This is a genomic window from Cronobacter turicensis, assembly GCF_041222865.1.
Lineage (GTDB): Bacteria > Pseudomonadota > Gammaproteobacteria > Enterobacterales > Enterobacteriaceae > Cronobacter > Cronobacter turicensis.
This window is the reverse complement of the sequence record NZ_CP165997.1, coordinates 859,351-883,210: the sequence shown is the minus strand read 5'-3', so window position 1 is coordinate 883,210 and position 23,860 is coordinate 859,351. Positions and strand designations below refer to the sequence as shown.

19 protein-coding genes are annotated in these 23,860 nt (G+C 56.7%); 8 read left to right on the top strand and 11 right to left on the bottom strand.

The genetic code is table 11. The features are described from left to right. Positions 1-75: 75 nt before the first annotated feature. Positions 76-903, top strand: a complete 828-nt coding sequence (locus tag AB8W27_RS04240; protein WP_041923875.1) for a MurR/RpiR family transcriptional regulator — start codon at positions 76-78, stop codon at positions 901-903. A gap of 333 nt (positions 904-1,236) precedes the next feature. Beyond that, positions 1,237-2,346, top strand: a complete 1,110-nt coding sequence (locus tag AB8W27_RS04235; RefSeq protein WP_041923876.1) for an SDR family oxidoreductase — start codon at positions 1,237-1,239, stop codon at positions 2,344-2,346. A gap of 50 nt (positions 2,347-2,396) precedes the next feature. Here the strand turns inward: AB8W27_RS04235 and eno are convergent, their stop codons facing one another. From eno to rlmD, 5 genes are all read right to left on the bottom strand, one after another. Next, positions 2,397-3,695 (bottom strand): phosphopyruvate hydratase, encoded by a 1,299-nt coding sequence (gene eno / locus AB8W27_RS04230; protein ID WP_015742302.1) that lies wholly within the window; start codon positions 3,693-3,695, stop codon positions 2,397-2,399. Positions 3,696-3,777: 82 nt separating this feature from the next. Next, a complete protein-coding gene (gene pyrG / locus AB8W27_RS04225; RefSeq protein ID WP_015742303.1) occupies positions 3,778-5,415 on the bottom strand; it encodes a glutamine hydrolyzing CTP synthase in 1,638 nt (545 codons plus the stop codon). Between the two features lie 225 nt (positions 5,416-5,640). Further along, positions 5,641-6,432, bottom strand: coding sequence for a nucleoside triphosphate pyrophosphohydrolase (gene mazG / locus AB8W27_RS04220; RefSeq protein WP_015742304.1), 792 nt, complete (start codon positions 6,430-6,432; stop codon positions 5,641-5,643). Positions 6,433-6,535: 103 nt separating this feature from the next. After that, complete coding sequence (gene relA, locus AB8W27_RS04215) at positions 6,536-8,770, bottom strand: GTP diphosphokinase (protein ID WP_015742305.1); 2,235 nt, start codon at positions 8,768-8,770, stop codon at positions 6,536-6,538. 51 nt (positions 8,771-8,821) lie between these two features. Beyond that, positions 8,822-10,120: a 23S rRNA (uracil(1939)-C(5))-methyltransferase RlmD gene (gene rlmD / locus AB8W27_RS04210; protein ID WP_041923877.1), complete on the bottom strand. Its 1,299-nt coding sequence runs from the start codon at positions 10,118-10,120 to the stop codon at positions 8,822-8,824. 57 nt (positions 10,121-10,177) lie between these two features. Here rlmD and barA point away from each other — a divergent pair, with 57 nt between their 5' ends. Further along, the gene (barA, locus tag AB8W27_RS04205; RefSeq protein ID WP_015742307.1) at positions 10,178-12,937 is read left to right on the top strand and encodes a two-component sensor histidine kinase BarA; all 2,760 of its coding nucleotides are present in this window, start codon (positions 10,178-10,180) and stop codon (positions 12,935-12,937) included. A gap of 34 nt (positions 12,938-12,971) precedes the next feature. On the opposite strand, the gene AB8W27_RS04200 is transcribed toward barA, so the two are convergent. From AB8W27_RS04200 to syd, 4 genes are all read right to left on the bottom strand, one after another. Further along, positions 12,972-13,421 carry a flavodoxin gene (locus tag AB8W27_RS04200; RefSeq protein WP_015742308.1) on the bottom strand — a complete coding sequence of 150 codons (450 nt, stop codon included), beginning with the start codon at positions 13,419-13,421 and terminating at the stop codon, positions 12,972-12,974. A gap of 12 nt (positions 13,422-13,433) precedes the next feature. Further along, positions 13,434-14,222, bottom strand: coding sequence for a tRNA pseudouridine(65) synthase TruC (gene truC / locus AB8W27_RS04195; RefSeq protein WP_007763710.1), 789 nt, complete (start codon positions 14,220-14,222; stop codon positions 13,434-13,436). After that, positions 14,219-14,548 carry a YqcC family protein gene (locus AB8W27_RS04190; protein ID WP_041923878.1) on the bottom strand — a complete coding sequence of 110 codons (330 nt, stop codon included), beginning with the start codon at positions 14,546-14,548 and terminating at the stop codon, positions 14,219-14,221. Before AB8W27_RS04190 ends, truC begins: the two co-directional genes overlap by 4 nt. A 616-nt stretch (positions 14,549-15,164) precedes the next feature. Next, on the bottom strand, positions 15,165-15,734 hold the full coding sequence (syd, locus tag AB8W27_RS04185) for a SecY-interacting protein (protein WP_369832997.1): 570 nt from the start codon (positions 15,732-15,734) through the stop codon (positions 15,165-15,167). A gap of 69 nt (positions 15,735-15,803) precedes the next feature. Between syd and queF the strand changes: the two genes are divergently transcribed. The 5 genes from queF to xni all read left to right on the top strand — a co-directional run bounded on the left by queF (position 15,804) and on the right by xni (position 22,188). Then, positions 15,804-16,649 carry an NADPH-dependent 7-cyano-7-deazaguanine reductase QueF gene (gene queF / locus AB8W27_RS04180; protein WP_015742312.1) on the top strand — a complete coding sequence of 282 codons (846 nt, stop codon included), beginning with the start codon at positions 15,804-15,806 and terminating at the stop codon, positions 16,647-16,649. A 116-nt stretch (positions 16,650-16,765) separates the two neighbouring features. Continuing rightward, on the top strand, positions 16,766-18,130 hold the full coding sequence (gene ppnN / locus AB8W27_RS04175) for a nucleotide 5'-monophosphate nucleosidase PpnN (RefSeq protein ID WP_007763719.1): 1,365 nt from the start codon (positions 16,766-16,768) through the stop codon (positions 18,128-18,130). 450 nt (positions 18,131-18,580) lie between these two features. Beyond that, on the top strand, positions 18,581-19,867 hold the full coding sequence (locus AB8W27_RS04170; RefSeq protein WP_041923879.1) for an HAAAP family serine/threonine permease: 1,287 nt from the start codon (positions 18,581-18,583) through the stop codon (positions 19,865-19,867). Between the two features lie 66 nt (positions 19,868-19,933). Further along, on the top strand, positions 19,934-21,301 hold the full coding sequence (locus tag AB8W27_RS04165) for an L-serine ammonia-lyase (RefSeq protein ID WP_015742315.1): 1,368 nt from the start codon (positions 19,934-19,936) through the stop codon (positions 21,299-21,301). 131 nt (positions 21,302-21,432) lie between these two features. Then, entirely contained in the window at positions 21,433-22,188 is a 756-nt protein-coding gene (gene xni / locus AB8W27_RS04160; protein WP_015742316.1) for a flap endonuclease Xni, read from the top strand. Positions 22,189-22,327: 139 nt separating this feature from the next. Here xni and rlmM read toward each other — a convergent pair whose 3' ends face one another. Together rlmM and AB8W27_RS04150 are read right to left on the bottom strand one after the other, a co-directional pair. Continuing rightward, entirely contained in the window at positions 22,328-23,428 is a 1,101-nt protein-coding gene (gene rlmM / locus AB8W27_RS04155) for a 23S rRNA (cytidine(2498)-2'-O)-methyltransferase RlmM (RefSeq protein ID WP_015742317.1), read from the bottom strand. Beyond that, a complete protein-coding gene (locus AB8W27_RS04150; protein ID WP_007701398.1) occupies positions 23,421-23,816 on the bottom strand; it encodes a DUF423 domain-containing protein in 396 nt (131 codons plus the stop codon). The genes rlmM and AB8W27_RS04150 overlap by 8 nt, the downstream gene beginning before the upstream one ends. Positions 23,817-23,860: the final 44 nt, after the last annotated feature.

Sequence of the window (23,860 nt, the reverse complement as noted above, 5' to 3'; positions counted from 1 at the left end):
TTTTAAAATGGCTGGCATTGATAGCGGCCTTTCCCGCACACTCATCGGCAGTCGTCGGTGCTTCAGGATCCTGTTATGTCTGACCATGAAAATTTACTGCTTAAGCTGCGCCAGGAGCTGTCAGGGTTTAGCCCCACGCAGCGCAAACTCGGGGAATATGTACTGGGCGATCCGGCGCGTGTGCTCTACCTGACCATTACCGAGCTTGCCCGTGAGAGCGACACCAGCGAGGCCAGCGTGACGCGGTTGTGCCGCACGCTCGGGTGCAAAGGCTATACCGAATTTAAAATGGCGCTGGCGCTGGATGTGCAGCGCGGGCAGGCGCCTCGCGCGCAAAACGGCGATGCGCTGGACGCGCTGGTGGAGGAGTCGGTGCAGGCGCTGCGCGATACCGCGCAATTGCTGGATCGCGCTATGCTTGAGCGGGCCGCGCAGGCGCTGCATCAGGCGGGTTCGGTGCAGATTTACGGCGTCGCGGCGAGCGCGATTATCGGCGAGTATTTGCATTACAAGCTGCTGCGGCTCGGTAAACCGGCACACCTGTTCAGCGACATGCACCGGGCGTCGATGAACGCCACGACGCTTGGTGAAAGGGATCTGGTGGTCGCCATTTCCAGCTCCGGCTCAACCCGTGATCTGCTGCATGCCGTGAAGCTCGCGCGAAAAGCCGGGGCGCCTGTTCTCACGCTGAGCAACACGCCGCGCAGCCCGCTGGCATCAATAAGCGATATGCTGCTTGTGGCCGCCAAGCCGGAAGGCCCCCTTAACGCCGGCGCGCTGAACGCCAAAGTGGGCGCGATGTTGCTGGTGGAGTTATTAACGGCGTCGCTGATAGCGTCTGACAGCCGTTACACTGAAATCAGCCAGCAGACGGCCAGCGCCACGCTGCCTTTATTGCTGTAATAGTCCGGCGTTGCAGGATGCGAATAATCTGCAACGCCTTTTTAAAATCATCAATAATGTAACCAGACGTAATTTTTATGGCTTATCTGATTCTTTTTACGCGCTGTTAATTGACTGCAATTAACAATTAAAAACAATAAATTTCAGTAACATAACCATTTTGTTTAATACGCATGGACTTTTTTTCTGGTTTCGCTGTCCCATATTAATCCCATTTGCGACTTTCCTTAAAATAACCTTAATTTCCGCTTTTTTACCCCGCACCCTTATTTACGCGCCGTTTACTTTTCTGGTCCTACAATCCGCCCAATTAACCCAGGTGGAATAACATCAATGACAACTTTATTAATAACGGGCGTAACGGGTTTTCTGGGCGGAGCAGTATTAGAGAAAATTCTTCAGCGCAATGAGAAGGTCGATTTATTACTGCTGGTACGTGCCGGAGACAGCGAAGCCGGGCTGACGCGCGTGCTCAGCAATATGCGTAAATTTAATCTCAGTGAGGCACAGCTTTCGATGCTGAACGCCTCGCATATACTGTGCGGCGATTTAGGCGAGCCGGAGAGTTTTCTGCACGACCCGCGTCTGGATAGCGTGACGCACGTTATTAACTGCGCGGCCGTAGCGTCGTTTGGCAATAATCCGCTTATCTGGAAGGTGAATGTTGAAGGAACGCTGGCGTTCGCCCGCCGTATGGCTGACGTCGCAGGTTTGCAGCGCTTTCTGCACGTCGGCACGGCGATGTCGTGTACGCCCGAGCCGCATTCGCTGGTGCCTGAAAGCGCCGAGTTCCGCGAAAACGCCGAGCATCTTGTCGCCTATACGCATTCGAAATCGGCCATTGAACAACTGATGCGCCAGCACTGCCCACAGCTGCCGCTGGTGATCGCCCGTCCTTCTATCGTCGTCGGGCATACTCATCACGGCTGCCAGCCCTCCACCAGTATTTTCTGGGTCTTCAGCATGGGGCTGATGCTTCAGAAATTTATGTGCTCGCTGGAAGATCGCGTGGATGTGATCCCGGTGGATTATTGCGCCGAAGCGCTACTGCTGCTTCTGCACAAAGAGATGGCACGAGGCGAAGTTGTCCATATTTCCGCCGGTGAAGAGAACAGCGTGCGTTTTGCGGATATTGATATCGCGATGGCGAAGGCCCAGGAAAAAGCGCCGATTGCGGATCATTACGCGCAGGTGAGCTATGAAACGTTAGTGAAAATGCGTCGTGAACTGAAAGATATTTTCGGGCCGTGTAATGAGCGCCTGATGCTGAAAGCGATGCGTTTATATGGCGCGTTCGCCACGCTGAATGTGCGTTTCAGTAACGATAAGCTGCTGAAACTCGGGATGCCAAAACCGCCGCGCTTTACTGACTATATTGCACGCTGCGTGCAAACCACGCATGGGTTGACTATTCCGCAGCAGATGGAAGTCGATTTTAAGTAAAAAAATGCCAGTCAATCGACTGGCATTCTTCTGAGTAAAAGGTCGGGCGATTATGCCTGGCCTTTGATCTCTTTACGGCCGTTGAACGGTGCTTTTTCGCCCAGCGCTTCTTCGATACGAATCAGCTGGTTGTATTTAGCAACGCGGTCAGAACGGCTCATGGAACCGGTTTTGATCTGGCCAGCCGCAGTACCTACCGCCAGGTCAGCGATGGTCGCGTCTTCAGTTTCGCCAGAACGGTGAGAGATGACAGCGGTGTAGCCAGCGTCTTTCGCCATTTTGATCGCAGCCAGAGTTTCGGTCAGAGAACCGATCTGGTTGAATTTGATCAGGATGGAGTTAGCGATGCCTTTCTCGATGCCTTCTTTCAGGATTTTGGTGTTGGTTACGAACAGGTCGTCGCCCACCAGCTGGATTTTGTCGCCCAGTACTTTAGTCTGGTAAGCAAAACCGTCCCAGTCAGACTCGTCCAGACCGTCTTCGATAGAAACGATCGGGTACTGTTTGGTCAGGTCTTCCAGGAAGTGAGTGAACTCTTCAGAGGTGAACGCTTTGTTGCCTTCGCCGGCCAGAACGTATTTACCGTCTTTGTAGAATTCAGACGCTGCGCAGTCCATCGCCAGGGTGATGTCTTTGCCCAGTTCGTAGCCCGCTGCTTTTACCGCTTCAGCGATAACAGCCAGAGCTTCGGCGTTAGAACCCAGGTTCGGCGCGTAGCCGCCTTCGTCACCTACAGCGGTGTTCATGCCTTTGCTTTTCAGCACTTTCGCCAGGTGATGGAAAACTTCAGAACCCATGCGGATAGCTTCTTTAACGCTGGAAGCGCCAACCGGCTGGATCATGAATTCCTGGATATCAACGTTGTTGTCAGCGTGCTCGCCGCCGTTGATGATGTTCATCATCGGAACCGGCATAGAGAATTTGCCCGGGGTGCCGTTCAGTTCAGCGATGTGCTCGTACAGCGGCATGCCTTTGGAAGCAGCAGCAGCTTTAGCAGCAGCCAGAGAAACGGCCAGAATGGCGTTTGCACCGAAGTTAGATTTGTTTTCAGTACCGTCCAGATCGATCATGATCTTGTCGATACCAGCCTGATCTTTAGCATCTTTGCCAACGATAGCCTGAGCGATCGGGCCGTTAACCGCGCCAACCGCTTTGGTTACGCCTTTGCCCAGGAAACGGGATTTGTCGCCATCGCGCAGTTCCAGCGCTTCGCGGGAACCAGTGGAAGCACCTGACGGGGCAGCAGCCATACCTACGAAACCGCCTTCCAGGTGAACTTCGGCTTCAACAGTCGGGTTACCACGGGAGTCGATGATTTCACGACCGATGACTTTAACGATTTTGGACATTAGATTTTCCTCAGTACAAGTTAAACTAAAACTCCAGACAAACAACGCGCGAAAGGGTCGCGCGTTGCCGTTCTAACTCTGCTTACTTCGCCTGGCGTTTCTGGTACTCGCTGGCGGCTTTAACGAAGCCTGCAAACAGCGGATGCCCGTCGCGCGGTGTGGAAGTAAATTCCGGGTGGAACTGACAAGCAACAAACCACGGATGATTTGGCACTTCGATGATCTCGACCAACTGATCATCACCGGAACGGCCCGCAACGCGCAGGCCAGCTGCTTCAATCTGCTTCAACAACATGTTGTTGACTTCATAACGATGGCGATGACGTTCCGTAATAACTGGCTCGCCATACAGCTTGCGCACCAGGCTGTCGTCTGACAGCTGGCACTGCTGCGCGCCCAGACGCATCGTCCCGCCGAGATCGCTCTTCTCAGTACGCGTCTCAACATTACCGTTTTCATCACGCCATTCGGTGATGAGCGCCACGACCGGGTACTTACAGTCTGGCACAAATTCTGTGGAGTTGGCGTTCTCCATGCCCGCCACGTGGCGTGCATATTCAATCATCGCAACCTGCATACCGAGGCAGATGCCGAGGTAAGGAATGTTGTTTTCACGGGCGTAGCGCGCGGTGGCGATTTTGCCTTCCACGCCGCGATAGCCAAAGCCGCCAGGGATCAGGATCGCATCCAGACCTTTGAGCAACTCTTCGCCGCGGGTTTCTACGTCCTGCGAATCGATAAGCTTGATATTGACGGTCACGCGGTTCTTCAGGCCGCCGTGTTTCAGCGCCTCGATAACCGATTTATAGGCGTCCGGCAGTTCAATGTACTTGCCGACCATACCGATAGTGACTTCGCCCGCCGGATTCGCTTCTTCATAAATAACCTGTTCCCATTCAGACAGGTTAGCTTCCGGACAGTTCAGGCTGAATCGTTTACAAATATAATCGTCCAGCCCCTGCGATTTCAACAGGCCTGGAATTTTATAGATGGAATCGACATCTTTCAGAGAAATAACCGCTTTTTCCGGAACGTTACAGAACAAAGCGATTTTGGCGCGTTCGTTGGCCGGAACGGCGCGATCGGAACGGCAAATCAGCACATCCGGCTGAATACCGATAGAAAGCAATTCTTTAACGGAGTGCTGAGTCGGTTTGGTTTTCACTTCACCAGCCGCCGCCATATACGGCACCAGCGTCAGGTGCATGAACATCGTGTGTTCGCGACCCACTTCAACCGCCATCTGACGAATGGCTTCAAGGAACGGCAGGGATTCGATATCGCCCACGGTGCCGCCGATTTCAACCAGCACGACGTCATGGCCTTCGCCGCCCGCCAGAATGCGTTCTTTGATAGCGTTGGTGATGTGCGGAATAACCTGAACGGTCGCGCCCAGGTAGTCGCCACGGCGCTCTTTACGCAGAACTTCAGAGTAGATACGACCTGTCGTGAAGTTGTTGCGACGCGTCATGCGGGTGCGGATAAAACGCTCGTAGTGCCCCAGGTCCAGATCGGTTTCAGCGCCGTCTTCAGTAACGAACACTTCCCCGTGTTGGATTGGGCTCATGGTGCCCGGATCGACGTTGATATACGGATCCAGCTTCATGATAGTCACGTTGAGGCCACGGGCTTCAAGAATGGCTGCGAGGGAGGCTGCGGCAATGCCTTTACCCAGAGAGGAAACGACCCCGCCGGTCACAAAAATATAGTTCGTTGTCATGCTGAACCTGAGAAGTTAGGTTTAAAGACGATGGAATAACCAGGACGGGAAAGTAGTATACCCGAACAGAACGGGGGTCACAAACTTTCATTCTTCACAAACACCCCCTGGCCTCGCCAGACCCAAGCCGGTAGAAAATAGCCCTTTTCGAAGAAATGTTTTTGACGCAAATCAAGCGCTTGTTGGAAATAAATGTCCACAACACGCGCTTGATGCGGAAAACCGTTAACTTTCAACTTCCTGGCGTTTAACGGTTTGCCATGCCGCTTCCATTTGTTCGAGGCTCGCCTGCTCCATTTCCAGGCCCTGCGCGCGAATAATCGCCTCGACCTGGCGGAACCGACGCTCAAACTTGCGGTTGGCTTTTTGCAACGCGGTCTCGGCTTTCGCTCCCAGATGGCGGGAAAGATTGACGGTCGCGAACAGTAAATCGCCGATCTCTTCTTCCAGTTTCGCCTCGTCAATAACCGCCTGTTGCGCCTCGTGCATCACTTCGTCTATTTCTTCATGCACTTTGTCGACCACCGGGCCAAGCGATGTCCAGTCAAAGCCGACCGCCGAACAGCGTTTCTGGATTTTCTGCGCGCGCATTAGCGCCGGCAGGCTTTCCGGAATATCGTCCAGCGCCGAATGCTGCGCTTTTTCCGCGCGCTCGGCGCTTTTGGTTTTCTCCCAGTTGACCAATACCTCAGCGCTGTTGCCGAAATCCGCGTCGCCAAAAATATGCGGGTGACGGCGCTCAAGCTTATCGCTGATGGCCGCGCAGATATCGTCGAAATTAAAACGCCCCTCTTCCTGCGCCATCTGGGCGTAAAACACCACCTGGAACAGCAGGTCGCCCAGCTCGCCGCGCAGATCGTCGAAATCCTCACGCGCAATCGCGTCGAGCACTTCATAGGTTTCTTCAAGCGTATATGGGGCGATGGTCGCGAAGGTTTGTTCTTTATCCCACGGGCAGCCGGTTTGCGGGTCACGCAAACGCTTCATAATGCCGAGCAGGCGGTCGATTTGAGTCATGGAAAGTCCTTATAAAACAGACGTGGAGAGAACCGCCACGCGCCTCACGCTGGAGGAGAAAATAAAGGCGGCGCGGCGTTGCCGCACGACGCCGCCGCGCGCGTCAGCCGCCGTGCAGGCGGCGCGCATCGATGACATCAGGCACCTGATTGAGTTTGCCAAGCACGCGGCCAAGCACCTGAAGGTTATAGATTTCGATTTCCATATCGATGGTCGCCAGTTGCTGGCGGGTCTCGCTGCGGCTGGTCACGCCAAGCACATTGACCTTTTCGTTAGCAAGGATCGTGGTGATATCGCGCAGCAAACCGCTGCGGTCATTGGCCGTCACGCGCACGACAAGCGAATAACCCGCCGAGTAGCTTTCGCCCCATACCGCATCGACAATGCGTTCCGGCGCATGCGACTGCAGCTCCGCCAGCTGGTCGCAATCGGCGCGGTGGATAGAGATGCCGCGGCCCTGGGTAATAAAGCCGACGATATCGTCGCCCGGGATTGGCTGGCAGCAGCGGGCGATATGGTGCATCAGATTACCGACGCCCTCGACCACCACGCGGCCATTATCACGGGTGCTGCGCCCCTGCGGCGTGTAGGTTTTTTGCTGCAACTGGCGCAACGCCGCGGCGTCCTGCTCCTCTGCGCTGGGCTTGTTAAACTGCGCCTGAAGGAAATTCACCATCTGGTTAAGGCGAATATCGCCCCCGCCAATCGCCGCCAGCAGCTCGTCGACTTCATTGAAGTTGTAGCGCGGCAGCAGGTGTTTTTCGGCTTCTTTCAGGCTGATGCCAAGATGCGCCAGCTCGTCGTCGAGGATCTGACGACCGGCGATAATGTTTTTATCGCGATCCTGTTTGCGGAACCAGGCGTGAATTTTGGCGCGCGCGCGGCTGGTGCCGACGTAGCCGAGGTTCGGGTTCAGCCAGTCGCGGCTCGGGTTCGGCTGTTTCTGGGTGATGATTTCAATCTGATCGCCCATTTGCAGCTGATAGGTAAACGGCACGATCCTGCCGCCGATTTTCGCGCCGATGCAGCGATGCCCGACATCGCTGTGGATGTGGTAGGCGAAATCGAGCGGCGTGGAGCCTGCGGGCAGGTCGACGACATCGCCTTTCGGGGTAAACACGTAGACGCGGTCATCAAAGACCTGACTGCGCAGCTCGTCGAGCATCTCGCCGGAATCCGCCATCTCTTCCTGCCAGGCGATGAGTTTACGCAGCCAGGCGATACGGTCTTCATGGCCGTTGCGCACGCCGCTTGCCGCGCCCTCTTTGTACTTCCAGTGCGCCGCCACGCCGAGCTCAGACTCTTCATGCATCTGTTTGGTGCGGATCTGGATTTCAACGGTTTTACCGCCGGGGCCAAGCACCACGGTATGAATGGACTGGTAGCCGTTGGGTTTCGGGTTGGCGACGTAATCATCAAATTCATCGGGCAGATGGCGATAGTGCGTATGCACGATCCCGAGCGCGGCGTAGCAGTCCTGAAGGCGCTCCGCGACAATGCGCACGGCACGCACGTCAAACAGTTCGTCAAACGCCAGATGCTTTTTCTGCATCTTGCGCCAGATGCTGTAGATATGTTTCGGACGCCCGTAGACCTCCGCCTTCACGCCCTCTTCCTTCATGGCGGTGCGCAGGTGCGTCACAAATTCGTCGATATAATGCTCGCGATCGATGCGCCGCTCATGCAGCAGCTTCGCGATGCGTTTGTATTCGTCCGGATGCAGATAGCGGAAGCAGAAATCTTCCAGCTCCCATTTGAGCTGGCCGATGCCAAGACGGTTCGCCAGCGGCGCATAGATATTGGTGCACTCTTTCGCCGCCAGGACGCGTTCATCTTCCGGCGCGTCTTTCACCTCGCGCAGATGCGCGATGCGCTCCGCGAGTTTAATCACCACGCAGCGGAAGTCATCGACCATCGCCAGCAGCATGCGGCGTACGTTATCGACCTGTTCGGAAGAGACGGAATCGTGATGCGTGGCTTTGAGCTGGCGAATGGCGGCCATATCGCGCACGCCATGGATTAACCCGACGACGGATTTGCCAACGCTCTCTGTCAACACCTCTTCGCTCACCACGCCGCTGTCCACCAGCGGGAAGAGCAGCGCGGCGCGCAGCGTATCGATGTCCATACTCAGCATGGTGAGGATTTCAACCATCTCCACGCCGCGCCAGAGCAGGAGTTCCGCCTGCGGGTGTCCCTGAGTCTGCTGCTCGCAATAGCGCCAGGTTTCGGTTAAGCGTTCACACGACGGCTGACTGGCGATGCCGAGGCTCGCCACCCATTTTTCATGGTCAAATTCGCCAGCTTTATTAAGATGTGCACTTCTTACCGCAACCATCGTCCTCTCCTTTCGGGACAGCCTGCCCGCACCGCGCGGCGGCCTGACTACTTAATCTCTTTCAAACAACGCCATCGATTCCAGATGGCTGGTATGCGGGAACATATCCAGCATCGCCAGCCGTCCGGTGCGATAGCCCGCCGCGAGCAGCGCCTCACTGTCACGCATCAGCGTGGAAGGGTTACAGGAGACATAGACCACCCGACGCGGTTTTAATTTCACAATATGCTGCATCACGCCCGCCGCGCCCGCGCGCGCCGGATCGAGTAGCACTTTATCAAACCCCTGCTGCGCCCACGGCTGCCGGGTAACGTCCTCTTCCAGGTTATGCTGAAAGAAGGTGACATTTTTCAAGGTGTTAAGACCGGCATTATAGCTGCCTTTCTCCACCAGCGCCGCAACCCCTTCCACGCCCACCACGCTTTCCGCGCGCCGGGCCAGCGGCAAGGTAAAGTTGCCCATGCCGCAGAACAGATCCAGCACGCGCTCGCCAGGCTGAATATCCAGCCATTCCAGCGCGCGGGCCACCATCTGCTGGTTTACGGCATCGTTGACCTGAATGAAATCGCGCGGGCTGAAGGTGAGCCGCAGGCCGTCAAATTCATACCACGGCATCTCGCCGTTAAGGTTCTCAAGGGTATCGCTCTCTGGCGCAAGGTACAGCGCCACGCCTTCGGAATGCGAAAAGCATTCCAGTTTTTCGCGATCGCAAGCGTTGAGCGGCTTGAGGTGGCGCAACACCATCAGCGGACCGCTGGTAACGTCCACCAGTTCAACATGGCCAAGATGACGCACGCCATTGAGGCTACTTAAGCACTCGCGCAGTTTCGGTAGTAACGCCTCAAGACGGGGCACAAGCACAGGGCAGCGATGCACATCCACCAGATCGTTTGAGCCCGCCTTGCGAAACCCCATCTGTAAGCCTGGTTTGCGCGGCGAGAAATTCAGGCTCAGACGCGCCCGGCGGCGGTAGCCCCACGCCGGCCCGCTGATGACCTCATCCACCTCGCGCTTCATCATCCGCCCCAGCGCCTGCGCTTTACTGCGCTGCTGTAATTCAACGCTGGCATGCTGTTGCTGGCAGCCGCCGCATACGCCAAAATGCGGGCATAGCGGCGTCACGCGCTCGGGGCTTTGCGAAAGCCGTTTTTTGACTTCACCGCGCGCGAACTGTTTTTTCTCTTCGCTGAGCACCACTTCCGCGTGCTCGCCAGGCAATAAACCGGGAATAAACAGCGCTTTGCCGTGGTGGCGCGCCACGCCCTGCCCAAAGGCATCGAGGCCGTCGGCCGCCACGGTTATGATTTCACGCGTCGTCACGCGTCGCTTTGCAGAGTAGAATTGCGCCATCGCCAGGAAATTTCTCACATAAACTGAATGTCGCTGATTGTCCCATAACGGAACCCCATGACCAACTACAGCCTGCGGGCGCGGATGATGATTCTTATCCTGGCGCCCACGTTTATTATCGGCCTGCTGCTCAGCGTTTTCTTCGTTGTGCACCGCTATCACGATTTGCAGCGCCAGCTGGAAGACGCCGGAGCAAGTATTATCGAGCCGCTGGCGGTTGCCAGCGAATATGGCATGAGCCTGCAAAATAAGGAGTCGGTGCGCCAGTTGGTCAGCGTACTGCATCGTCGGCATTCAGAAATTGTACGCGCCATTTCCGTTTACGATCGCGACAATAAACTGTTTGTCACCTCTAATTATCAGCTTGACCCGTCCGAACTTCAGCTCCCGAACGGCGCAGCGCTGCCGACCGGCCTTAGCGTCACGCGCCGCGACGATATGCTGATATTGCGAACGCCGGTGGTGTCAGAGCGCTATTCTCCTGATGAATCTGAAGTCTCTGACGCCAAGCTCAGCGCTAATCCGCTGGGCTACGTGGCGCTGGAGCTTGATCTGAGATCGGTACGGCTTCAGCAATATCAGGAGATCGCGATTTCACTGCTGATGATGCTGATTTGTATGGCCTGCGCGGTGCTGTTCGCCTGGCGCCTGATGCGCGACGTCACCGCGCCTATCCGCAATATGGTTAACACCGTCGACCGCATCCGCCGCGGCCAGCTCGACAGCCGCGTGGAAGGCTTTATGCTGGGCGAGCTGGATATGCTGAAGAACGGCATCAACTCGATGGCGATGTCGCTTGCCGCCTACCACGAAGAGATGCAGCACAACATAGACCAGGCGACATCCGATCTGCGCGAAACGCTGGAACAGATGGAGATCCAGAACGTCGAACTGGATCTGGCAAAAAAACGCGCCCAGGAAGCGGCGCGCATTAAATCTGAGTTCCTTGCCAATATGTCTCACGAGCTGCGCACGCCGCTGAATGGCGTGATTGGCTTTACCCGCCTGACGCTGAAAACCGATCTGACCCCTACCCAGCGCGACCATCTCAATACGATCGAGCGCTCGGCGAATAACCTGCTTAGCATCATTAACGACGTACTCGATTTCTCGAAGCTTGAAGCCGGGAAACTGCTGCTGGAAAGCATTCCGTTCCCGCTGCGCAGCACGCTGGATGAAGTGGTCACGCTGCTCGCGCACTCCGCGCATGACAAAGGGCTGGAGCTGACCATCAGCGTGCGGCACGACGTGCCGGATAATGTCATTGGCGACCCGCTGCGCCTTCAACAGGTGATCACCAATCTGGTCGGCAACGCCATTAAATTCACCGACCACGGCAATATCGACATCGTGGTTGAGAAGCGCGCCATCAGTAACAACAAGGTGCAGATTGAAGTGCAAATCCGCGATACCGGCATCGGCATCCCGGAGCGCGATCAGTCGCGTCTGTTCCAGGCGTTCCGCCAGGCCGACGCCAGTATTTCACGCCGTCACGGCGGCACCGGGCTTGGGCTGGTCATCACCCAGAAACTGGTGAACGAAATGGGCGGCGATATTTCGTTCCACAGTCAGCCGCATCGCGGCTCGACGTTCTGGTTCCATATCAGTCTCGACCTGAACCCTAACGCGCTGGTGGATCGCCATGCCACCGACATGCTGGCGGGGATGCGTCTGGCGTATGTCGAGAAAAACGAAGCGGCGGCGAAAAGCACGCGAGATCTGCTCGCCAATACGCCGCTCACGGTTGTCTATAGCCCGGATCTGGCAACGCTTCCGCAGGCGCATTACGACATCCTGCTCTTTGCCGCCCCGGTCACGGACCGCGAACCGCTGTCGATGCGCCACGATCAGCTGGCCCGCGCGGCGACGCTCACGGATTGTCTGATCCTCGCCCTGCCGTGCCACGCGCAGATCAACGCCGAGATGCTGAAAAAAGAGGGAGCCAGCGCCTGCCTCCTGAAACCGGTGACGGCCACGCGTTTAATGCCGCTGCTGCTGGAGCATTGTCGTCTTATTCATGCCCGCGAACTGCCAGACGGCGATCAGAGCAGGATGCCGATGACGGTGATGGCCGTGGATGATAATCCGGCTAACCTGAAGCTTATCGGCGCGCTGCTGGAGGATATGGTGCAGCATGTGGTGTTGTGCGAGAGCGGGCATCAGGCGGTGGAGCGTGCCATGCTTCAGCCGTTCGACATTATTCTGATGGATATCCAGATGCCAGATATGGATGGCATTCACGCCTGCGAACTTATCCGCAAACTGCCGCAACAGCAGCATACGCCGATTATCGCAGTGACAGCCCACGCGATGTCAGGACAGAAAGAAAAACTGCTCAGCGCCGGGATGAACGATTATCTGGCCAAACCCATTGAAGAAGAGAAACTGCGCGCGCTGCTGCTGCGCTATCAGCCGGGCTACGCCGTGCCGGTTGTCGCAAGCGTTCCCGCGATCGCGGCGCCCACCGTTAATCCGGACGCCACGCTCGACTGGAGCCTGGCGCTGCGCCAGGCCGCCAATAAGCCCGATCTGGCGCGCGACATGCTGCAAATGCTGCTGGCGTTTTTACCGGAAGTCCGCAACCGCGTGGAAGAACAGCTGGTCGGGGAAGAACCCGAAGGGCTGACCGATCTCATCCATAAACTGCACGGCAGCTGCGGCTACAGCGGCGTACCGCGCCTGAAAAATCTCTGCCAGTTGATTGAACATCAACTGCGCAGCGGGGTTCCCGCGAGTGAACTGGAGCCGGAACTGCTGGAATTACTCGATGAGATGGATAACGTAGCGCGCGAGGCGCATCGTATTTCCGGAATATAAACCACGTCGGCGCGCGTAACGCCGACGCAGCGGTTTACTTCAGTAGCGCGCTCCACCCCTCAACCCAGGGGCTGGAGAGCGTTTCCGGCTCCGGATATTCCACAGCGTCAATGTATAACACCTCGCCGACGCGCTGTGCCGCATGTTCCTGCAATAGCGCGTCAAATTTCTTGCCGCCGCCGCAAAAATGGCTGTAGCTGCTGTCGCCCAGCGCAATCAGGCCGTAACGTCGCGTCGGCTGATGGCCATGCTGGTCTTTGATCGCCTGATAGAGCGGCATGATGCTGTCCGGCAAATCGCCCTGGCCGGTCGTGGAGGTGACGATAAGCGCGTACCCGTCGGCATAACGCTCCCAGTCGCTAAGATCGGCATCTTCATACACCGTCGCGTCATGCCCCTGTTTTTTCAGGATCGCCTGCGCTTCTTCCGCCACCAGCAGTGAATTCCCGTACATGGTGCCGACAAAAATCCCTACGCTCGCCATCGTTTACTCTCCTTATGGATTCAGACTGCCTTCATCCTGAGGGTTCGCTACGGGAAACTCAACCCCATCGGCTGCGGGGAGATATGACTGCCAGCCAAAATGCGCCAGCGCCTGGCGCCAGACGTCATCAAGACCCGCCCGAATGGTCAGCGGCGCGCCGGTGAACGGGTGAGTCAGCGTCAACTCGCTGGCGTGCAGCATTAACCGATGACAGCCGAAATGCTCCGCCGCCGCGCGATTCTGGCGCAGATCGCCATGTTTTGAATCACCGATAATCGGGTGGCGCAAATGCGCCATGTGGCGACGCAACTGATGCTTGCGCCCGGTCTGCGGCAGCATCTCCACCAGGCTGTAGCGCACCGACTCGTAACGCCCGACCGCCACGGGCTGGGTGGTGGTCGCAAGGCCGCGATAGTGCGTCACCGCGGGCTGCGGTTCTTTATCCTGGCGGGAAAATTTATCGGCGATTTTATCAAGCTCTTCCACCAGCGGATAATCCAGCACGGCGCTGTCGGTAAGCCAGCCGCGCACTATCGCGTGGTAACGCTTCTGGATTTGATGCTGTTCAAACTGCTGCGCTAAAAGCCTTCCCGCCTCGCTGGAAAGCCCCATCAGCAGCACGCCGGAAGTTGGTCTGTCGAGACGGTGAGCGGTAAAAACGTGCTGGCCTATCTGATCGCGAACCGTTTGCATGACGACGACTTTTTCATCGCGATCGAGCCAGCTACGGTGCACCAGCCAACCGGACGGCTTATTGACCGCCACCAGCCATTCATCCTGATAAAGGATTTCGAGGCTCACGCGGCGTCCCCTGCGAACAATGCATCCAGCTCAACCAGCGTCACCAGCACGGCGTCGCGCGCCGGATGACTCGCCTCAAGCGCGACTTCATAATACGGCGCTACGGCAAACGCCTGCGGCAGCGCCGCACCGGCGTCCAGCAGCGCGTGCAAACGCGGGATCAGCACCCATTGCAGCCATTCGTAAGGCTCAAGCGTGTCCATGCAAAAAGGCTGCGTGCTTTCAAACGCGGAGGAATCGGGAGCGACGTTTTGCCACTGTTGATGATGGCGCAACACCTGCTCGACGCGCTGCAGCTGCTGGCGAACCCGTTGATGGCGTTCCATAACAACCTCTGTGAATCAAAAAAACCGGGCGCGCAGCATAGCATTTCCCGGCGACAGAAAAAAAAGCATAAAAAAAGGGAGCACTGTGATAACACAGTGCTCCCGGTTCGTTTCGCAGCAGTCCGGCTACTTTTCGGTGCTCCCTGCTCGTCCGTGACAACTTTTCCTGCGACCTTGCGGCCTTAAATCCGTTTACGCGTCCTGCCCACATCATCCTGATGTTATTGTTGCATCGTCCCGATGCGTGTCCCTGGTCTTCCTGACCCACCGGTAATCCTGACCGGCTCACATTCTCCTTCCTGGAGGTGTCCCTCAGCGCTCCTGCGCCGTCCTTTCGCTTCATCCTGAAGCCTTCCCTGAATCGCCCTCCGGCGTGTCCTTTTTGAAGCGCCATCATCCTGATGTTCGCTTCAGCGCCACTCCGTGTCGGCAGAGATAGAATCTCGCATTACGCCGGCACTTACAAGGCAGCTTACAGGTTCAGTTTAAGATAAGTTTCATTCGTAAGCGCAGCATAATCGCAAAGGCCTTTGAAATATAAGCGTATTCATTTTCAGCTAAGGTAAGAAAACCCTTACTTTGACGGCGATCTCTCACAGGGTTTGTGAGAGATCTCTTACACGGAGGCAAGCAAAAAAGGATTACACAAGGGGGAGAGTTGATTCAGAAACGCGCTGAGCGACGGCGCCAGCACGCGTCGCTGGCGAGTACCGAGCGTCTCGCGCACGACCTCGCCGGTCAGATTACACAGCGAGATAACATCCAGCTCACTATCAAGCGTAGCAATAAAAATCGTAGGCGACAGCTTGAGACGTTTTTGCGTTACCAGGTGGCCTATCAGGTTTTCCTGCACGCGGCGGAAATCGTCCTGGCTCCAGGCCTGTAGCAGCGTTAACGCCACATCCTCATGCTGCGCCGCCATATCGCCAGCGTACTGGCTTGCGTAAAAAGCATGGGCATCAGGCTGAATCACAATATCGAGCGCCTTCTCAACCGCGCCGAGAGAATCTTCGGGCATAAATGGCTGAGGCTGCCACTCTACCGCGTCAGGGTGGGTGGATACAATGCACGGGGAGGAAATACCGATATATTCGTCACTGACGGGCAGGCAGCCCCGCTGTTGCCGCCACGCTTCGCAATAGCGTTCGCTGAATGCCGCCAGCGCCTGTTGTACTTCGTTTTGCACCAGATTCTCTCTTCAGGTCAGGTAAGATACACTGAACCCTGTATTGTACCTGTATTATCACGGTGACACATGACTTCTTATGAAAATCATCAGGCGCTTCACGGCCTGACGCTTGGCAAATCCACCGATTACCGCGACGTTTACGACGCCTCGCTGCTCCAGCCGGTTCCGCGCAGCTTAAACCGCGATCCGCTGGGCCTGCGCGCCGATGCCCTGCCCTTTCACGGCGCGGATATCTGGACGATGTACGAGCTCTCCTGGCTTAACCGCAACGGCCTGCCGCAGGTGGCGATAGGTCAGGTGGAGATTAACGCGACCAGCGTCAACCTGGTGGAATCGAAAAGCTTCAAGCTCTATCTCAACAGCTTTAACCAGACGCGATTTGACAGCCTTGACGCAGTGCGCGAGACGCTGGAGCGCGATTTACGCGCCTGCGCGCAGGGTGACGTTTCCGTGACGCTCCGCCGTCTTGAGGATGTCGAAGGCGAACCGGTCGCGCGTTTGAATGGCGACTGCATCGATAATCAGGATATCGTTATCACCGATTATGAATTCGACGCCGCGCTGCTTTCCGGCGCCGCGGGCGAGGCGCGCGTGGAAGAGACGCTGGTAAGCCACCTGCTGAAATCCAACTGCCTTATCACGCACCAGCCGGACTGGGGCTCCGTTCAGATACGCTATTGCGGGCCGAAAATTTGCCGCGAAAAGCTGCTGCGCTATCTGGTCTCTTTCCGCCATCACAACGAATTTCACGAGCAGTGCGTGGAGCGCATCTTTAACGACATCACCCGTTTCTGCCAGCCGGAACAGCTCAGCGTTTACGCGCGCTACACCCGTCGCGGCGGGCTGGATATCAACCCGTGGCGCAGCAACGGCGACTTTATGCCAGCCATCGGGCGTCTTGCGCGTCAGTAATTGCTAAACATCCCGCAAATCCGTCACAAGGGGGGGCGGGGTGGGTTGTTAAATGTCACATGGCGGGGCTATTGTAATCAGAGGGAGCGGCGTTTATCGCCCCGTAAGGAGCTTACTTGATTACACATATTAGCCCGCTGGGCTCGATGGATCTGCTGTCGCAGCTGGAAGTGGACATGCTTAAGCGCACCGCCAGCAGCGACCTGTATCAACTCTTTCGCAACTGTTCGCTTGCGGTTCTCAATTCCGGCAGTCAGACCGATAACAGCAAAACGCTGCTGTCGCGCTTTGAAAATTTCGATATTAACGTGCTGCGTCGTGAGCGCGGCGTAAAGCTTGAGCTGATTAATCCGCCGGAAGAGGCGTTCGTCGACGGACAGATCATTCGCTCGTTGCAGGCCAACCTGTTCGCCGTGTTGCGCGACATTCTGTTCGTGAACGGGCAAATCGACCACGCGGGGCGCTTTCAGCACCTCAATCTCACCGACTCCATTCATATCACCAACCTGGTGTTTTCCATCCTGCGCAACGCGAAAGCGCTGCACGTGGGCGAAGCGCCGAATATGGTGGTCTGCTGGGGCGGGCACTCGATTAACGAAACCGAATATCTCTATGCAAGACGCGTCGGCAACCAGCTGGGGCTGCGAGAGTTAAATATCTGCACCGGCTGCGGGCCGGGCGCGATGGAGGCGCCGATGAAAGGCGCGGCGGTCGGCCATGCCCAGCAGCGCTATAAAGAAGGGCGTTTTATCGGCATGACGGAGCCGTCCATCATCGCCGCTGAGCCGCCAAATCCGCTGGTGAATGAGCTGGTCATCATGCCGGATATCGAAAAACGCCTCGAAGCGTTTGTGCGTATCGCCCACGGGATCATTATCTTCCCGGGCGGCGTGGGTACGGCGGAAGAGCTGCTGTATCTGCTCGGTATCCTGATGAACCCGCACAATGCAGATCAGGTGCTGCCGCTAATCCTGACCGGCCCGAAAGAGAGCGCCGATTACTTCCGCGTGCTGGACGACTTTATCGTCAACACGCTCGGCGAGAAGGCCCGCCGTCATTATCGCGTCATCATCGACGATCCGGCGGAAGTGGCGCGCGAAATGAAAAAGGCGATGCCGCTGGTGAAAGAGTGCCGCCGCGAAACGGGCGATGCGTATAGCTTTAACTGGGCTATCCGCATTTCGCCGGATCTCCAGGTGCCGTTCGAGCCGACCCACGAAAACATGGCTAACCTGAAGCTCTACCCCGATCAGCCGACGGAAATTCTGGCCGCCGACCTGCGCCGCGCCTTCTCCGGCATCGTCGCGGGTAACGTTAAAGAAGTGGGCATCCGCGCGATTGAGCAGTACGGACGCTATAAAATTCATGGCGATACGCAAATAATGAAGCGCATGGACGATCTCCTGCAAGGGTTCGTCGCCCAGCACCGTATGAAACTCCCGGGCTCCGCCTATATCCCCTGTTACGAAATCTGCACCTGAAATCAGGCGGCCAGCAGGCCGCCTTTTTTATTATCTGCTGCCTGTCCAAAACGTTTGCGCGCTAAAAAACACCGCGCATAATCCCGGAAATTTCTGCGAAAGAATCCGGGTGTGCTGTTTTACGCGTTTTTTACAGGAAAATAATAACCATTTTATTCCGCTCTATTTACCTCATCTGCCGTCAGTGTCAGGCTTTTCGCCCATTAATAGCGGGGTCACGCCCAAAGCCAGTGTTATGATCTAAAAAAAGCATAATAAAAAAGTGGATTATTGCATTTGGGATCGCGATCACTGATAGATTCAGTACGTGAATGTATCTTTCGCACCGCCAGAGTTTTGGGGAAAAATTATAAAAAAATCCCGCTCTACAGGATTTCGTTTTACCGTTCGTCATAAATTTATTGAATGTCACTTTAAAGTTCGTTTTTGCTTCCTCCAGGAGATACACAGATGGAAACGACTCAAACCGTCAATATTGCTACCGCCGCGAAAAGCAGCGCGTGGCGAAAAACTGATACCATGTGGATGCTTGGCCTGTACGGCACCGCGATTGGCGCAGGGGTACTTTTCCTGCCGATCAACGCCGGTGTGGGCGGCCTGCTCCCCCTGATTATCATGGCAATCCTTGCATTCCCGATGACCTTCTTCGCGCACCGCGCGCTGACGCGCTTCGTGCTGTCCGGTAAAAACCCGGGCGAAGACATCACCGAAGTCGTTGAAGAACATTTCGGCGTTGGCGCAGGTAAAGTGATTACCCTGCTCTACTTCTTCGCGATTTACCCTATCCTGCTGATGTACAGCGTAGCGATCACTAACACGGTCGACAGCTTTATTACGCACCAGCTGGGGCTGGCGTCTCCGCCGCGCGCGATTCTGTCGCTGATTCTTATCATCGGTATGATGACCATCGTGCGCTTCGGCGAGCAGATGATCGTTAAAGCGATGAGCGTGCTGGTTTTCCCGTTCGTTGCCGTACTGATGCTGATGGCCTGCTTCCTGATCCCGAACTGGAGCGGCGCCGCGCTGGAAACCCTGTCTTTCAGCCACGCCTCAACCGGTAATGGCCTGCTGATGACCCTGTGGCTGGCGATCCCGGTGATGGTGTTCTCCTTTAACCACTCGCCGATCATCTCCGCCTTCGCCGTGGCGAAACGTGAAGAGTACGGCGCTGAAGCAGAGAAAAAATGCTCCCGCATTCTGGCGTATGCGCACATCATGATGGTTGTTACCGTGATGTTCTTCGTATTCAGCTGCGTACTGAGCCTCTCCCCGGAAAACCTGGCGGAAGCGAAAGCACAAAACATCACTATTCTTTCTTACCTGGCTAACCACTTCAACGTGCCGGTTATCGCCTGGGTAGGCCCGGTTATCGCTATCATTGCCATCACCAAATCGTTCCTGGGTCACTACCTGGGCGCACGTGAAGGCTTCAACGGCATGGTGATTAAATCGCTGCGCAGCCGTGGCAAAACCATCGAAGTGAACAAACTGAACCGCATCACCGCGCTGTTCATGCTGATCACTACCTGGATCGTAGCGACGCTGAACCCGAGCATCCTCGGCATGATCGAAACGCTGGGTGGCCCGATCATCGCGATGATCCTGTTCCTGATGCCGATGTATGCGATTGCGAGAGTCCCGGCAATGCGTAAATACAGCGGTCACATCAGCAACGTTTTTGTGACCATCATGGGTCTTATCGCTATCTCCGCGATTTTCTACTCACTCTTCAGCTAATCCTTTGTCCGCGCCGCCGCCCGGCGGCGCGAGCCCTTCCCAGTTATTTATTCGATGGAAAGCATCATGATCAGCGTTTTTGATATTTTCAAAATCGGTATTGGTCCTTCCAGTTCCCATACCGTAGGGCCGATGAAAGCGGGCAAACAGTTTACCGACGACCTTATCGCGCAGAATCTGCTGCATAAGACGACGAAAGTCGTGGTGGACGTGTATGGCTCCCTGTCGCTGACCGGCAAAGGCCACCATACCGATATCGCCATTATTATGGGTCTCGCGGGCAACCTGCCTGACACCGTAGATATCGACGCCATTCCCGGTTTTATTCAGGACGTGAATACTCACAGCCGCCTGATGCTGGCCAGTGGCGCGCACGAAGTGGCGTTCCCGGTGGATCAGTGCATGAATTTTCATGCCGATAACCTGGCGCTGCACGAAAACGGTATGCGTATTACCGCGCTTGCGGGTGATGACGCCATCTACAGCCAGACGTATTACTCTATCGGCGGCGGTTTTATCGTCGACGAAGCGCATTTCGGCCAGACACAATCGTCCGCAACTGAAGTGCCATACCCGTATAAAACCGCAGCGGATCTTCAGCGCCACTGCCGTGAAACCGGCCTGTCGCTGTCCGGCCTGATGATGAAAAACGAGCTGGCGCTGCACAGCAAAGAAGAGCTCGAAGCGCATTTCTCGCAGGTGTGGGACGTTATGCGCGCCGGCATTGAGCGTGGCACCACCACCGAGGGCGTTCTGCCCGGCAAGCTGCGCGTTCCGCGTCGCGCCGCCGCGCTGCGTCGAATGCTTGTCAGCCACGACAAGAACGACGCCGATCCGATGAACGTTGTGGACTGGATCAATATGTTCGCGCTGGCGGTTAACGAAGAAAACGCTGCGGGCGGTCGTGTTGTCACCGCGCCCACCAACGGCGCCTGCGGCATCGTGCCGGCGGTGCTGGCGTACTACGACAAATTCATTCGCGAAGTAAATGCTAACTCACTGGCGCGCTACCTGCTGGTGGCAAGCGCGGTCGGCTCGCTCTATAAGATGAACGCCTCTATCTCCGGCGCCGAAGTCGGCTGTCAGGGCGAGGTGGGCGTCGCCTGCTCCATGGCGGCGGCAGGCCTTGCGGAACTGCTCGGCGGCAGCCCGGCGCAGGTCTGTATCGCGGCGGAAATCGGTATGGAGCACAACCTTGGGCTGACCTGCGATCCGGTGGCAGGCCAGGTACAGGTGCCATGCATCGAGCGTAACGCGATCGCCTCGGTAAAAGCCGTCAACGCCGCGCGCATGGCGCTGCGTCGCACCAGCGAGCCGCGCGTCTGCCTCGATAAAGTCATCGAAACCATGTTTGAAACCGGCAAAGACATGAACGCCCGCTACCGTGAAACATCACGCGGCGGACTGGCGGTCAAAGTCGTCGCCTGCGATTAATCCCGCCCCTCACCGCCCTGTCAGCAGGGCGGTTTTTTGCGCGTTATCTTCCTGAATCCGCACCGCTTTATGGTGAGCGCTCGTCGAAAATGTTACGGTAACGGCCTGTTATTTTCGTAAGGGATGCCGCCATGCCCGTTCACTTGCTGATTGTCGATGCGCTTAACCTGATCCGCCGGATACATGCGGTGCAGGGGACACCTTGCGTGGACACCTGCCTGCATGCGCTGGAGCAACTGCTTGGCAACAGCCAGCCGACGCACGCCGTCGCGGTGTTTGACGACGAAGCCCGCGCGCAGGGCTGGCGCCATCAGTTGCTGCCCGATTACAAAGCCGGACGACCGCCGATGCCAGACGATCTGCATCAGGAGATGCCTGCGCTACGCGAGGCGTTTACCCGCCGCGGTGTTCCCTGCTGGCATGTCGAAGGCAACGAGGCCGACGATCTCGCCGCCACGCTCGCGGTAAAAGTCGCGACAGCGGGCCATGAGGCGACGATTGTGTCGACCGATAAAGGCTATTGTCAGCTCTTACGTCCGGAAATCCGCATCCGCGACTATTTCCAGAAACGCTGGCTGGACGCCCCGTTTATTGAGAACGAGTTTGGCGTGGCGCCAGGCCAACTGGCGGATTTCTGGGGGCTTGCCGGCATCAGCAGTTCGAAAATACCAGGCGTCGCGGGCATTGGGCCGAAAAGCGCCACGCAGTTGATTAACGATTTTGGCACGCTGGAGGCGCTTTACGAGCGGCTTGATGAGGTGCCGGAGAAGTGGCGTAAAAAGCTGGAGGCGCACCGCGAGAGCGCCTTTATTTGCCGCGATGTGGCGACGCTGAAAAGCGATTTACAGCTCGACGGGAATTTGCAGCAGCTCAGGCTGAAGGGGTGATTGCGGGGCGGTCGATGCCTTAATGAAAAAGGCGGGTGCGCTCACGCTTACCCGCCATACAATACTTATTCAACCGTATATTCCGTAGGGCGGGTAAGCGCAGCGCACCCGCCATTTACCCATGCGCCACGCAACGCGCTTATCGCTCGTCGCGACGCCCGCCGACGGCCGCCCACCAGCGGCGCACATGAACGGTCACCTCTTCACGGTCGTGATACAGCTGACGCGCCTGGATCTGCGCGTTAATTCCGTGTTCGTCCAGCTGCGCCTGAATCGAGGCGATATTCTGCGACACCTCTTCATAGCGCTTTTTCATCGGCAGCTTGAGGTTGAAAATGGTTTCGCGGCACCAGCCGTTCACCAGCCACTGCGCCATCAGCGCCGCGACTTTAGCCGGTTTTTCCACCATATCGCACACCATCCAGGTGATATTGGTGCGGGTCGGGCGATACCTGAACCCGTCCTCACGCAGCCATGTCACCTGCCCGGTATCCATCAGGCTCTGGGCCATCGGGCCGTTATCCACGGAGGAGACCCACATGTTGCGTTTCACCAGCTGATACGTCCAGCCGCCAGGGCAGGCGCCAAGATCCACCGCATACATGCCGTTCGCCAGACGCTCATCCCACTCATCCGCCGGGATAAACACATGGAACGCCTCTTCCAGTTTCAGCGTCGAACGGCTTGGCGCGTCAGACGGGAACTTCAGTCGCGGAATGCCCATATAAAACGGCGAGTTATTAGTGGTATAGGAATACCCGGTGTAGCAGCAGCCCGGCGCGATGAAAAACACATGCACCACCGGGCGTTTCGGCGTTTCGAAATTCGCCAGCACTTTGGCTTCACGCAGCGCGGCGCGCAGCGGCACGGTGAATTTGCGGCAGAACTTCATCAGCTCTTTGCTTTCGTTAGTGTCCGCCACCTCGACGCGCAGCTCACCGCCCTTCTCTACCACGCCCTGCAACATCCCGACGACCGGCGTCACGCGATCCTCCGGCGGCAGATCCTGCAACAGCTCGCCTGCCACAAACATCTGGCGGGCGAAAATCAGCGAGCTGAACGGCAGTTCACGGGCAAGCTTATCGGCCTCTTCCGGCTGATAGCATTCAAAAATCACGTAGGCGCTGTTTTCTTTAACGCGGGCGAAACCAAAAACGCCTTGCTGCGCGGCTTTGTCGGTTATCTCTGCCGCACACTCTTTCTCGAAACCCTGACGGCAGTACAAAATGACCTTATTCATGAACCGAACCTTTACGCTTCAGACGCACCGCGCCAATTAACATTAATATCCAACCGGCCAGAAAACTTACGCCGCCGACCGGCGTAACGAAGGCCCATAAATGCAGATGAGAAAGCGCCAGACAATAGAGGCTGCCGCTGAAAAGCACCGTGCCGAGCGCCAGGAAAACGCTGCTCCAGTAAAACCAGATGCTGATGCGACGCTGCATCGCGACCGCCAGCCCTAAAATCGCCAGCGTATGAAACGCCTGATATTCAAGGCCGGTCTGGATCCAGCCCATCTCCGCAACGCCGAGCGTTTTACGTAATACGTGTGCGCCAAAGGCGCCCAGCGCCACAAAAACAAAGCCACTGATTGAGGCGAAAATCAGCATAAAACGGCTGGTCATGATGTAACCCTACAGTAAGGCGCGACACATTCGCGCGAATCATC

Coding starts and splice junctions, on each gene's coding strand:
- AB8W27_RS04165 (WP_015742315.1), top strand. CDS start 19,934: ATGATCAGCGTTTTTGATATTTTCAAAATCGGTATTGGTCCTTCCAGT.
- AB8W27_RS04150 (WP_007701398.1), bottom strand. CDS start 23,816: ATGACCAGCCGTTTTATGCTGATTTTCGCCTCAATCAGTGGCTTTGTT.
- rlmM (WP_015742317.1), bottom strand. CDS start 23,428: ATGAATAAGGTCATTTTGTACTGCCGTCAGGGTTTCGAGAAAGAGTGT.
- AB8W27_RS04200 (WP_015742308.1), bottom strand. CDS start 13,421: ATGGCGAGCGTAGGGATTTTTGTCGGCACCATGTACGGGAATTCACTG.
- AB8W27_RS04240 (WP_041923875.1), top strand. CDS start 76: ATGTCTGACCATGAAAATTTACTGCTTAAGCTGCGCCAGGAGCTGTCA.
- mazG (WP_015742304.1), bottom strand. CDS start 6,432: ATGACTCAAATCGACCGCCTGCTCGGCATTATGAAGCGTTTGCGTGAC.
- AB8W27_RS04170 (WP_041923879.1), top strand. CDS start 18,581: ATGGAAACGACTCAAACCGTCAATATTGCTACCGCCGCGAAAAGCAGC.
- queF (WP_015742312.1), top strand. CDS start 15,804: ATGACTTCTTATGAAAATCATCAGGCGCTTCACGGCCTGACGCTTGGC.
- relA (WP_015742305.1), bottom strand. CDS start 8,770: ATGGTTGCGGTAAGAAGTGCACATCTTAATAAAGCTGGCGAATTTGAC.
- eno (WP_015742302.1), bottom strand. CDS start 3,695: ATGTCCAAAATCGTTAAAGTCATCGGTCGTGAAATCATCGACTCCCGT.
- xni (WP_015742316.1), top strand. CDS start 21,433: ATGCCCGTTCACTTGCTGATTGTCGATGCGCTTAACCTGATCCGCCGG.
- AB8W27_RS04235 (WP_041923876.1), top strand. CDS start 1,237: ATGACAACTTTATTAATAACGGGCGTAACGGGTTTTCTGGGCGGAGCA.
- AB8W27_RS04190 (WP_041923878.1), bottom strand. CDS start 14,548: ATGGAACGCCATCAACGGGTTCGCCAGCAGCTGCAGCGCGTCGAGCAG.
- rlmD (WP_041923877.1), bottom strand. CDS start 10,120: ATGGCGCAATTCTACTCTGCAAAGCGACGCGTGACGACGCGTGAAATC.
- pyrG (WP_015742303.1), bottom strand. CDS start 5,415: ATGACAACGAACTATATTTTTGTGACCGGCGGGGTCGTTTCCTCTCTG.
- barA (WP_015742307.1), top strand. CDS start 10,178: ATGACCAACTACAGCCTGCGGGCGCGGATGATGATTCTTATCCTGGCG.